This window comes from Robinsoniella sp. RHS (assembly GCF_001029355.1).
GTDB classification, from domain to species: domain Bacteria; phylum Bacillota; class Clostridia; order Lachnospirales; family Lachnospiraceae; genus Robinsoniella; species Robinsoniella peoriensis.
The window spans coordinates 1-11,604 of sequence record NZ_JNGB01000021.1; the positions used below are offsets into that span (position 1 = coordinate 1).

The 11,604-nt window shown below is 41.9% G+C and carries 12 protein-coding genes; 9 read left to right on the plus strand and 3 right to left on the minus strand.

The window, feature by feature from the left end:
• From RHS_RS12075 to RHS_RS12115, 9 genes are all read left to right on the plus strand, one after another.
• Positions 1 to 935, plus strand: a 935-nt coding sequence (locus tag RHS_RS12075) for an ethanolamine utilization protein EutH (protein WP_047833335.1), incomplete at its 5' end; no start/stop codon positions are given.
• Between the two features lie 27 nt (positions 936 to 962).
• Positions 963 to 1,427, plus strand: coding sequence for a cupin domain-containing protein (locus RHS_RS12080; protein WP_044289732.1), 465 nt, complete (start codon positions 963 to 965; stop codon positions 1,425 to 1,427).
• Positions 1,428 to 1,508: 81 nt separating this feature from the next.
• Positions 1,509 to 2,117 carry an HD domain-containing protein gene (locus tag RHS_RS12085; RefSeq protein ID WP_027296498.1) on the plus strand — a complete coding sequence of 203 codons (609 nt, stop codon included), beginning with the start codon at positions 1,509 to 1,511 and terminating at the stop codon, positions 2,115 to 2,117.
• Between the two features lie 222 nt (positions 2,118 to 2,339).
• A complete protein-coding gene (locus RHS_RS12090; RefSeq protein WP_027296499.1) occupies positions 2,340 to 3,356 on the plus strand; it encodes a LacI family DNA-binding transcriptional regulator in 1,017 nt (338 codons plus the stop codon).
• Positions 3,357 to 3,443: 87 nt separating this feature from the next.
• Positions 3,444 to 4,001: a PadR family transcriptional regulator gene (locus tag RHS_RS12095; RefSeq protein ID WP_027296500.1), complete on the plus strand. Its 558-nt coding sequence runs from the start codon at positions 3,444 to 3,446 to the stop codon at positions 3,999 to 4,001.
• Between the two features lie 21 nt (positions 4,002 to 4,022).
• Positions 4,023 to 4,280 (plus strand): DUF3795 domain-containing protein, encoded by a 258-nt coding sequence (locus RHS_RS12100; protein WP_027296501.1) that lies wholly within the window; start codon positions 4,023 to 4,025, stop codon positions 4,278 to 4,280.
• 518 nt (positions 4,281 to 4,798) lie between these two features.
• Positions 4,799 to 6,031 (plus strand): HlyC/CorC family transporter, encoded by a 1,233-nt coding sequence (locus tag RHS_RS12105; protein WP_027296502.1) that lies wholly within the window; start codon positions 4,799 to 4,801, stop codon positions 6,029 to 6,031.
• Between the two features lie 17 nt (positions 6,032 to 6,048).
• Positions 6,049 to 6,639, plus strand: coding sequence for an SOS response-associated peptidase (locus RHS_RS12110; protein ID WP_027296503.1), 591 nt, complete (start codon positions 6,049 to 6,051; stop codon positions 6,637 to 6,639).
• Between the two features lie 67 nt (positions 6,640 to 6,706).
• A complete protein-coding gene (locus RHS_RS12115; RefSeq protein ID WP_047833336.1) occupies positions 6,707 to 7,945 on the plus strand; it encodes a DNA polymerase IV in 1,239 nt (412 codons plus the stop codon).
• Between the two features lie 19 nt (positions 7,946 to 7,964).
• Here the strand turns inward: RHS_RS12115 and RHS_RS12120 are convergent, their stop codons facing one another.
• The 3 genes from RHS_RS12120 to RHS_RS12130 form a co-directional block, all read right to left on the minus strand.
• The gene (locus RHS_RS12120) at positions 7,965 to 9,248 is read right to left on the minus strand and encodes an MFS transporter (protein WP_044289733.1); all 1,284 of its coding nucleotides are present in this window, start codon (positions 9,246 to 9,248) and stop codon (positions 7,965 to 7,967) included.
• Positions 9,249 to 9,476: 228 nt separating this feature from the next.
• Positions 9,477 to 10,799 carry a uracil permease gene (gene uraA, locus RHS_RS12125; RefSeq protein ID WP_027296505.1) on the minus strand — a complete coding sequence of 441 codons (1,323 nt, stop codon included), beginning with the start codon at positions 10,797 to 10,799 and terminating at the stop codon, positions 9,477 to 9,479.
• Positions 10,800 to 10,960: 161 nt separating this feature from the next.
• Complete coding sequence (locus RHS_RS12130; protein ID WP_027296506.1) at positions 10,961 to 11,533, minus strand: N-acetylmuramoyl-L-alanine amidase; 573 nt, start codon at positions 11,531 to 11,533, stop codon at positions 10,961 to 10,963.
• Positions 11,534 to 11,604: the final 71 nt, after the last annotated feature.

Below are 11,604 nucleotides of genomic sequence, written 5' to 3' on the forward strand. Positions count from 1 at the left end.
CGAATCTTTTAAAACCGGTTATCGTACCGCTGTTTGGATTTCTGGGCGCTGACCCGGCTATGTTTGCCGGATCGATTCTGGCAAATGATATGGGTGGAGCGCCACTTGCAGAAGCCTTGGCTTTAGATCCCAATGCTGGAAATTTTGGTGGTTTGATTGTAGGGGCTATGCTGGGACCTACAATTGTATTTACCATTCCGGTTGCACTGGGAATTATTGAAGAGTCTGACCGGAAATATCTGGCGACGGGTGTTCTGGCTGGAGTCATCACCATTCCCATCGGTTCCTTCGTTGGAGGACTTGTAGCAGGGTATTCCATTGGAATGGTACTGCGCAATCTGATTCCAATTATTATCTTTGCCCTTCTGATTGCTCTGGGACTCTGGAAATTTGAAAATGCCATGGTAAAAGGATTTACTTATTTCGGTAAATTTGTTGTGGCGGTTATTACTTTGGGACTGGGTGTGGGAATCATCGAGCAGTTGACGGGAATTGTCCTGATCAAAGGTATGAATCCTTTAAGTGAAGGATTTACCGTAGTTGCAGACATCGCAATTGTGTTGGCAGGTGCGTTTCCACTGGTTTATGTAATTACCAAAGTATTCAAAAAGCCACTGATGAAGCTTGGAAAAGTACTTGGGATGAATGACATTGCAGCAGCAGGATTAGTAGCCAGTCTGGCAAACAGTATTCCTATGTTTGGAATGATGAAAGATATGGACAACCGGGGAAAGATATTAAATGTGGCGTTTGCCGTATCGGCAGCCTTTGTTTTCGGTGATCATCTGGGATTTACCGCAGGATTTAATTCTACTATGATTTTTCCAATGATTATTGGAAAACTGGTAGGAGGGATTACAGCGGTAATGGTAGCTGTTTTTATTTCTAACAGGACATTAAAAGAGGATCATTCAGGACAGGCTTCTGCAAAGTAGAATGATTATAGAAGGAGAATGCCGTCAATGGATATAAATAAAGAATCAATCGAGCAAATGATTGCCCAGATTCTGGCAGAAAAATTAGGACAGATGGGGCAGCTGACAAAAGATAATCAAAAAGAGACAGCCGGTAATATAATTAAGGTTAAAGTTCCGGCGGTAAAAGTGGAACCTTCCGACCGTCTTGATACCGGGAAAGGAACAGATCAGGTCTATACACATGATCTGTTTACATTGCCGGAAAGTCCCAGACTTGGATGCGGAATTATGGAGATGGAGAAAACTACTTTTGACTGGACATTAAATTATGATGAAATAGATTACGTAATCGAAGGTTCCCTTACGATTATTGCCAATGGGAAAAGTGTAACAGCGGGCCCGGGTGAAATAATACTCATTCCCAAAGGCTCCAAAATTCAGTTTTCGGTGCTCCAGAGTGCCAGATTTCTATATGTGACCTATCCGGCTGATTGGGCAGATCAGGGATGAACTTGTGGAAGTAAAGAATTTTCACATTTCTCATCCGGGCAGTGTGGTAAGCGGGATTGTGATCTACAGAGAGGTGCAGGGATGAACCAGAGAGAAATATTTCTGGAAATGCAGACCCATATGATAGAAGATGAAAACCCGTCATCTTATTTAAATGAAATGTATGAAAGAGGTTTGTTTAAAGACTACCCCTTTCAAATGCTTTATGAACTCCGCAATACAGAGCAGTCGCCAATATATCATCCAGAAGGAAATGTATGGATTCATACGATGCAGGTTATTGATGTAGCGGCAAAAGTAAGAAAGCGGAGCAGGGATCCCAGAGTTTTTATGTGGGCGGCCCTGCTTCACGATATTGGAAAACCCTCTACAACGAGAATGAAAAAGGGTAGAATCACTTCCTATAACCATGATCAGGCAGGTGAGCAGCTGGCCAGGGAATTCCTGTCCTTTTTCGATGAAGATAATAATTTTATAGAAGCAGTATGTGGACTGGTGCGCTATCACATGCAGATTTTGTTTGTGGTGAAAGGGCTGCCCCATGCAGATCTGGAAGGAATGAAGAAAAGAACAGATCTGCAGGAAGTAGCGCTCCTTGGCCTGTGTGACCGGTTGGGAAGGGATACGCAAAATAAAGAAGAAGAAGAAAAAAACATCCGGCTTTTTATAAAGAAATGTTTAGATGATTAAGGACGCTTTGTATAGGAGGGTAGTAGTCGTACTCCCCCGTCTACAAAGTGTCCTTTTTTTAAAAAACCATTTTTTTGCTTTGTGTGTTGACAAATCTGATGTGCAAAGGTACAATAAATTTAAAAGAATTTAAATTTATTTAAAAATTTAAAGGACAATTGTGAAATAATGTATGTTATTTCTTTTTATTAAAATCGCATTAGTGCGTCATAGGAGGTTTTTATGAGGGTGAAGGCTAAGGATATTGCAAAGGAGCTTGGGCTTTCTACAGCTACGGTTTCCCTGGCAATTAATAACCGTCCGGGGGTAAATGAAGATACCAGGAGAAGGGTATTGGATTATCTGGAAAGTAAGACAGCGGAGGATGAGTCCGCAGGTGGAAATGAAAAAATTATCCGCATGCTTGCTTTTTTGGAAGACCGGCCATATTGGGACAGTTCTGAGAATACCAGGACGTACATAACGTTCGAACAGGCATCCAGGCGGGCGAGGGAATACGGATATAAGATGGATCTGGTAAATGTAATCCGGGGAAAAGATGATATTGGAGCGTTTCTGGATGAATGTATCCGGGATAATGTGGCAGGTGTCTATGTGAATGCAGCCTATATGGAAGAGGATGATTATGCCAGCTTCCTGAATTTTAAAATACCTTTTGTGGTCTGCGATCAGGATTTTAATGATCTGCATACAGACAATATTATGCTGAATAACCATCAGGGAGTCATAATGGGATTGGATTATCTCTATAAAAACGGGCATCGTGATATCCTCTATTTCCGCAATACAAATAATTTTTATAATATGTACGAACGCCGGGAAGCTTTTAACCGGTTTATGGAGAAAAAGGGACTTCAGAGCCGGAGAAATGAAAGAATTGTGGATATCGGAGGGGGAACCCAGGAAGCTTTTGAAGGCATGCAGCGTTACATAGAAGATAAAAAACATATCCCAACGGCTATCTTTTCGGAAAATTATGAGGTTACGATCGGGATCAGTAAAGCTTTGGAAAATAACGGTTATAAAATACCCGATGATATTTCAATTGTGGGTTTTGATACGATTCCGGACACTGCCCTCATGGATTATCAGCCTACCTGCATTTGTGCCTTGCATGACAGAAAGGCTTATGTGTCCATCGGCAGGCTGGTGGAGCGAATCCAGGGGGATGTGGAAGAATCCGTTAAGATCTATGTGAATACAGAGCTGATTATTGGGGACAGTGTCCGCTGTTTATAGAACATAAGCAAAGTAATATGTTTTTATTGACACGTGATATAAAGTATAGTAGTATAAAATATAGCAGAGAGGTAGAGGAAAGGAAAAATGGCAGCAATAGATCTAATTGTGTTAGGAATGATTAAGCAGAGACCACAAAGTGCATATGATCTGCAGAAAAGTGTGGAGTACCGCAATATTTCCAGATGGGTAAAAATCAGTACGCCATCGATATACAAGAAAGTGGTCCAGATGGAGGACAAGGGGTATATTAAAGGAAATGTAATGAAGGATGGAAAAATGCCGGAAAAATCTGTTTATATGATTACGCCGGAAGGCGATGCATATTTCGAGAAACTTATGGAGAAGACGGCAATGCAGTCGGTAAGTATTTTCCTGGATTTTAATGCTGTTATTATGAACCTGGATTTCGCAGCGCCTGCAAAAAGAGAAGAATTGCTGGAACATATCCGGGAAGGAATCTCAGACCTGAAAGAGGTGATTGGGGAAAATTCGCAGAAGCGTACCCATATCCCAATGACAGGACAAACAATATTGGAACAACAGTATCTGATGGCATCTTCCATGGAAGCGTGGATTTTGAAATTCATGAGTGAATACCTGGACAAAGATGCAGATGGAGAAAAAAATTTGGAAAATGAATAAAAATTTTAAGGAGGTATTTTTATGCATGAATCAAGATGCGGCGTTTGCTGCAATTCCTGTGAAAGAAAGGACAAAGTGGCATGCAAAGGATGTTTGAATATGGAAGGACCTTTCTGGGGCGGAACCTGTGAGGTGAAGAGCTGCTGTGAGAAAAATAAATATGATCATTGCGGTGTCTGTCCGGAATTCCCATGTGAGGTATTATCTAATATGGGAAAAGAACAGGGATTCGATCCAACTATTAAGATAGAAAAATGCAGGGAGTGGAGCACTTTTTGACGGCCCGCGGACATTCGCTGTGAAATCCAGATGGTTTTCGCAGCTCAGCCGCCTGGTATGGAACATGTAATTATCCCACACTCCATCTTTCAGAGATGCGGCTGTTTGAAACAGAGCCGGATTGATATGGCAGTAATGATAGGATATCCCAATGGAGCAGCTTTACGAAGATCTGGAATACCTGGATAATATTATACAAAGGAACCAAAGCCTATTGATTTTTTTATTGGCATAGCATATAATATAACATAATTACAAAATAATAACAGCAGTTTTAAGAGAGGGAAGAACAAATGGACGACGCCGATAGCGACGCTGACCGACCTTTATTTTATTATTTTAATCGGTTTATAAGTAAATATGAAAATAAAAATGGACATAACCTGTATTTGTGAAGTACAGGCTATGTCTTTTTGTGTATTTTTATATGATTATGACAGAAAGAATGGGGCGGAAGCTGTATGATGGAAGTGAAGCTAATGAAAACAGGGAACATATCTGAAGGAGGATTTTATTAGATGGATAGTAACAGTGTGTCACTTATAATTATTGTAATTTGTATTATAATGTCTGCGTATTTTTCGGCTACAGAAACAGCTTTTTCTTCTCTGAACCGTATTCGAATCAAAAATATGGCGGAAAAAGGGAATAAAAAGGCGGCTCTGGTGTTAAAACTGTCCCAGGATTATGACCGTTTGTTATCTACCATTTTAATTGGCAATAATATAGTAAATATAGCGTCGGCATCGCTTGCTACCGTACTTTTTGTAAAACTATTGGGAGAGGACCTGGGTGCCAGCATATCTACGATTGTTACGACTATAGTAGTTTTGATTTTTGGTGAAGTTTCCCCAAAGAGTATAGCAAAAGAGTCACCGGAAAAATTCGCTATGTTTTCAGCCACCATATTGAATTGTTTTGTCTGGATTTTAACGCCTTTTAACTTTCTTTTCCGCCAGTGGAAGAAACTGTTGTCGAAGATGTTTAAAAATTCAGAGGACAGAACAATTACAGAAGAAGAACTGCTGACAATTGTAGACGAAGCAGAGCAGGAAGGCGGAATCGATGAGCAGGAAAGTACGCTCATACGAAGTGCCATTGAATTCACCGAAATAGAGGCTATTGATATTTTTACACCCAGAGTGGATGTGGTTGGCATACCTCTGGATGCGGCGAAAGAAGAAATCGCAGGTGTTTTTGCAAGGACAGGATATTCAAGGCTTCCGGTTTATGAAGAAGACATTGACCACATTGAAGGAATTGTGTATCAGAAGGATTTCCACAATCATATTTATCACACGGAGCAGGAATTGGCTGCCATTATCCGACCGGCTTTGTATACCACTAAAAATAAGAAAATAGGTATTCTGCTTAAGGAGCTGCAGGCGGCGAAATCCCATATTGCAGTTGTGATTGATGAGTTTGGAGGAACGGTTGGTATTGTAACACTGGAAGATATATTGGAAGAACTGGTTGGTGAAATATGGGATGAACACGACAAGGTTGTTCATGAAATGGAGCAGACCGGACAGGACGAATACGTTGTGATTGGCTGTATGAATGTTGAAAAGCTGTTTGAAGAACTGGATATGGAACAGGAATTTGAAGTGGTATCCGTCAGTGGCTGGGTAATGGAGGAACTTGACCGAATTCCAAAAGAAGGGGACTGTTTTTCTTATAAGAATCTGGAAATTACAGTGCTGCAGATGAAGGAAAGGCGGGTTGAAAAAGTCCGGGTTAAGAAAATATAGAAAAAGGAGGCTTCCCTATGTGTGGAAGATATTATATAGATGATGATACGGCAAGAGAAATGGAAAAAATAGTCCGTCAGGTGGATGCAAAGCTGTGGAAAGAATATAGTTCCAGAGATATTTGTCCCACAGCTGCTGCACCTGTTATCCTTGGGAGAGAGGAAGAATTTGCTGAAGAAATATTCACCTGGGGATTTCCGGGATTCGATAAAAAAGGTGTAATTTTTAATGCCAGATCCGAGACGGCTTTGGAAAAGAGAATGTTCCGGGAAAGCATATTGGTCAGAAGATGTGTGATTCCTGCGAAACGTTTTTATGAATGGGATGCTCATAAGAATAAGTTTACGTTTCAGAGAGAGGACGGAAAAATATTGTTTCTTGCAGGATTTTATAATCTGTATGAAGGACAGGAACGTTTTGTAATTTTAACCACGGATGCGAATGAAACAATGAAACCCGTACACAGCCGGATGCCCCTGATACTGGAAAGCGAGGAGCTCAGGGACTGGATCTTTGATGAATACAGGGCAAAGGAACTTCTGCATCAGATTCCCGCACGTTTGAAAGGCAGTTCGGAATATGTTCAGCAGACCTTGGATTTCTTATAGATAATCCATTATTTACCTGTTTACATCCTATATATGTTCTTATAAGATGAAAACAGGAGGCGAACATATGTTTGAAAAACTAATCTTTCACGTAGATGTAAACTGCGCATATTTGAGTTGGGAAGCCGTATACCGTTTAGAGCATTTGGGAGCTGTACAGGATCTGCGTACAATTCCATCTGCAGTGGGCGGGGACAGTAGCAAGCGCAGGGGAATTATATTGGCGAAATCCATTCCTGCAAAGAAATACCGGATACAAACAGGAGAAACTATTGCAGAGGCCCGGGTGAAATGCCCGGAGCTGGTGTTGGTTCCTCCTGATTTTGAATTGTATGAAAAAGCATCTGCAGCATTAATGAAAATTTTAAGGGATTTCACTCCGGTTGTGGAACAATACAGTATCGATGAAGCTTTTTTAGATATGACAGGTACTCAGGGATTTTGGAAAGATCCCATAGAAGCAGCCTGTTCCTTAAAAGACCGGGTATTCCGGGAATTAGGGTTTACCGTAAATGTTGGTATTTCTAAAAATAAAGTTTTGGCGAAGATGGCATCCGATTTTAAAAAGCCGGATATGGTACATACTCTTTTTCCCGAAGAGATATCTGTGAAAATGTGGCCGCTGCCGGTGTCAGATTTATTTTTTGTGGGCAGGGCAACCACGAGAAAATTAGTACAGTTAGGCATACGGACAATTGGAGAACTGGCGCATACAGATTTGCAGATTTTAAGAGACCATCTGAAAAAGCATGGGGAGGTTATCTGGGGATTTGCAAATGGAATAGATGTATCGGTAGTAGAACCGGTGCCGCCCCCGAATAAGGGTTACGGAAATTCTACAACGATACCCTTTGATGTAGTGGATGGAAAAACGGCAAAGATGGTTTTGCTGGCACTTGCGGAAACTGTGGCGGCAAGGCTTCGCCATGACGGTGTGAAAGCAGAAATAGTGGCAGTGGGTATTAAAAATTATGAACTCCACTACGAATCCCATCAGTGTATTTTGCCGGAGGCCACAGATATCACGCTGGAAATTTACCATGCGGCAGCGAGGCTGTTTGATGAATTGTGGGATGGTGTGCCGATACGGCATCTGGGTATTCATACAGGGAGGATACATGAACAGGATTACATCCGTCAAATGCAGTTGTTTGATCCAATCGATTTTGAAAAGTTGGAAAAGCTTGACGCAGCTGTAGATCATATCAGAAAAAGATACGGATTAGATGCTTTGAAACGCGCTGTATTTGTACAGACCCCCATAGACCACATGGAGGGCGGAATTGGGAGAAAGTACAAAAAATAGAAATTAATTACGGATGCTGTCAGGAAGTGGTAGTCATGGTATCCGGTTCTGACTGGGATGACTGCAGTTCTTTCGTAAGTCGTACTGCCCGTCTAAAAAAAACGAACCCAAGGATAAACATAATTGCCAGGGCACCCACACCCAGATTTACCTTACCGGTAATCTGGCTGATGATACTTACCAGAGTGGTTCCAAGAAAAGAGGCTCCTTTTCCGCAGATATCCAGAATACCAAAGTATTCGCCGGATTTATCGGGAGGGATAATCTTGGCAAAGAAGGAGCGGGACAGTGCCTGTACCGTTCCCTGAAACATGCCGACGCATATAGCTAATATCCAGAACTCTAACTGGGAATCCAGCTGCATTGCAAACAGGGTGATGCCCAGATATGCTGCTATACAGATGGAAATGAGCCGGGTAGTATCCTGCTTTTGTGCAATCCGTGCAAAGATAAGAACACAGGGAAAAGCAACGATCTGTGTCAGTAAAAGAGCCAGTAAGAGACCGGTGGTATCAAGACCCAGTGAGGTACCATACGCTGTTGCCATATCGATGATGGTGTACACACCATCGATATAAAAGAAAAAAGCCAGCAGGAACATAAAAATATGCTTTTGGCGTTTCATATCTTTCAGGGTTCTAAAAAGCCTTCCAAAACTTTCTTTTGCAGCATTGCCTGATTTTTCTACATAATGTATCTGTCTGTAATTTTTAATCAGAGGCAGGGAAGAAACCAGCCACCAGACTGCCACAATGCAAAAAGCCATAGCCATTGCCTGTGTCATGGTGAGTCCCAGTTTGCCTGCACCCAGTACCAGACCGAGACTTGCAATAAAAGGGATGCAGCTTCCGATATAGCCCCAGGCATAGCCATGGGAAGATACTCTATCCATACGTTCAGATACCGTAATATCGGTGAGCATAGAGTCATAAAAAATATTTGCTGAAGAATAACCAACTTTAGTGATAATAAAAATTCCCAGAAACCAGATCCAGGAGTGAAGGAAACCAAGAATAATACAGCCTGCAATTCCGACGCCAATGGAAAGGATAAAGAATTTTTTCTTATAGCTCCTGGTGTCTGATATCGTTCCTGCAATTGGACCGATCAGGGCAACTAAAATGGTAGAAATGGATGCAGCATAACCCCAGTAAGCAAGATAATTGACAGACGAAATATTGGCGTTGTCAGCAAGATAGTTAAAATATATAGGGATGATGGTAGAGACGAGCAGAATAAATGCAGAGTTTCCCACATCATATAAGATCCATTGCTTTTCTAAGGCAGTCAATTTAAATTTCATAGAAAGATACCTCTCTGTTATGGTTTGTAAGGGCGGATAGCCCTGGAAGTTCACTTGAAAGTTTCTGATATAAGATAATTCTTGTGCCGCCATGAAAATTATAGGAAATGGATGTAAAGTTTTCAAAAGTCAATGGTAAATTTCTTGTAAAAAATCCGGTTAAATAAAAATCTCTTTCCGTTGGGGCTAACCTTTTGGAAAAGAGATTTTTATATACTTAAACACGCTCTAGGCTTCTTCTCTGTCGTTGGTCAGCTTCAGCTTATCAAAGATATAGAATAAAAGGGATAAAATCATACCAACGATACATGCAAGTACCATACCTTTTAATTCTACGTTACCAAGTGTAAGTGCCGCCCCAGAGAGTCCGGTGACAAAGACTACGGAAGTCAGTGTCAGGTTACGGCTTTTGCCGTAATCTACACCGGCATCTACCATGATACGGATACCGGAAGTTCCGATCATACCGTAAAGCAGGAATGAAATACCGCCGATAACGGGTCCTGGAATGGTGTTGATTAATGCGGACATCGGTCCGATGAAAGAACACAGGATCGAGAGCACGGCAGCACCGCCGATTACGCGAACGGAGTATACTTTTGTCATAGCCATTACACCGATATTTTCACCATAAGTAGTAGTAGGTACGGAGCCTACAAGACCGGATAACATGGTAGAGAAGTTATCGGCAAATAAAGAACGGTGAAGTCCTGGATCCTTTAGCAGGTCACGGCCAATGATCTTGCTGGTTACAACCTGATGCCCGATATGCTCAGAAGCAATTACCAGTATAACCGGAAGCAGTATCAGAACAGCTTCAGCCTTAAAGTGCGGAAGCTGGAAGCTTGGCAGGGAAATAAAGGGTGTTGCAAGTGCTTCCTTAATAGTGCCAAGGTCAATTACATTGAAAATGACGGCTGAAATATAACCGGCAATAATGGAGATCAGGATTGGTATGACTGCCAGGAATTTTTTAAAAAGTACATTTCCGAATACCGCAACTCCTAATGTGATTAAGAATACTATCAGGTTATTCATTGCTACCGGAGTAACCGTCTGCTCATACAAGCCGGATGCCTGATCCAGAGTATAAGATGTAGATGATAAAATTCCGGCATTAGAAGCAGCCGTTCCAGCCAGTTCCAGTCCGATCAGGGCTACCACAGGACCCATGGCTGCCGGTGGCAGAACAATGTCAATCCACTTTGTCCCAAATTTGTAAATGATAAACGACAGGATACATCCGCATAAACCGACGATAACAAAACCGCCCAGGGCGTATGAGTACCCCCATTTGGCAATTACAATACCAGCGGGTGCAAGAAAGGCAAAACTAGATCCGAGATATGCAGGAGCTTTCCCTTTTGTAATAAGGATAAATAGCAGAGTACCGATACCATTGGTAAGCAATACGATTGCGGGGCTGATTCCAAAAATAAATGGAACAAGCACAGATGCGCCAAACATGGCAAACATGTGTTGAATACTCAGAGGAGCAAGCAGTTTAAATGGTACCTTGTCCTCAACTTGAATGATCTTTCTTTCGTTCAAGAAAATTCCCTCCCTGTTTTATGATTATTTTTAACTCTTTATACTATATCATACAAAAACATGACAAGAAAGAAAAAAATGTTGAAATTGATCAGAAATTGTTGATGAAAGAGCGGGAGGGAACGGATATTACAAAAAACAGCTGAAAAACGTTATTACAATTACAGCTGGGGAAGTCCCAGGTAGTTCAAAAGTCCCACGTAAATGCCATATGCAAACTGATACTGGTCATCCCTTAAATGCTGTGCATCGCTGGTGTTACTGATATAAGCCAGTTCTACCAGAACCGCCGGCATATTTGTGCGGCGCAGTACGTACAGGCCGGGATTGATCCGGACACCGTTATCCTTTGTCCCTACCCGGCGCACAATTTCATCCACTATTTCCTGTCCCAGATAATAAGGCGCTGAGTCCGGGCGATAGACGTAGACTTCAGTACCGTTGATGGCAGGATTTGTATTAGAGTTGACGTGGATGCTGATAAAATAGTCAGCAGGCCAGCTGTTTGCCATATTTACACGTTCACGAAGGCTGGTGGCATTACTGGTACCGAGAACTTCAGTAGGTGAATTGCGGGAGGTACGAACCTCGAAACGGGGATCCGCGGCGAGTAGATCTGCAAGATAGGCTCCTACCGTGTAGGTGATATCCTGCTCCCGAAGACCGTTGCCCTCGGCTCCGGCATTGAAGCCGCTGGGATTGTGTCCCTGGTCTACAAAGATACGAATTGCCAAAAGTATCACATCTTTTCTATATTATGGTATCTGTATATTATATGAAAAAGCAGGGATAGCGTGCAGAAAAT

What these genes read in the sequence shown, in the direction of transcription:
- RHS_RS12115 (WP_047833336.1), top strand. Translation starts at nt 6,707, where the DNA reads ATGTTTGAAAAACTAATCTTTCACGTAGATGTAAACTGCGCATATTTG.
- RHS_RS12095 (WP_027296500.1), top strand. Translation starts at nt 3,444, where the DNA reads ATGGCAGCAATAGATCTAATTGTGTTAGGAATGATTAAGCAGAGACCA.
- RHS_RS12100 (WP_027296501.1), top strand. Translation starts at nt 4,023, where the DNA reads ATGCATGAATCAAGATGCGGCGTTTGCTGCAATTCCTGTGAAAGAAAG.
- RHS_RS12085 (WP_027296498.1), top strand. Translation starts at nt 1,509, where the DNA reads ATGAACCAGAGAGAAATATTTCTGGAAATGCAGACCCATATGATAGAA.
- RHS_RS12120 (WP_044289733.1), bottom strand. Translation starts at nt 9,248, where the DNA reads ATGAAATTTAAATTGACTGCCTTAGAAAAGCAATGGATCTTATATGAT.
- RHS_RS12080 (WP_044289732.1), top strand. Translation starts at nt 963, where the DNA reads ATGGATATAAATAAAGAATCAATCGAGCAAATGATTGCCCAGATTCTG.
- RHS_RS12090 (WP_027296499.1), top strand. Translation starts at nt 2,340, where the DNA reads ATGAGGGTGAAGGCTAAGGATATTGCAAAGGAGCTTGGGCTTTCTACA.
- RHS_RS12110 (WP_027296503.1), top strand. Translation starts at nt 6,049, where the DNA reads ATGTGTGGAAGATATTATATAGATGATGATACGGCAAGAGAAATGGAA.
- RHS_RS12105 (WP_027296502.1), top strand. Translation starts at nt 4,799, where the DNA reads ATGGATAGTAACAGTGTGTCACTTATAATTATTGTAATTTGTATTATA.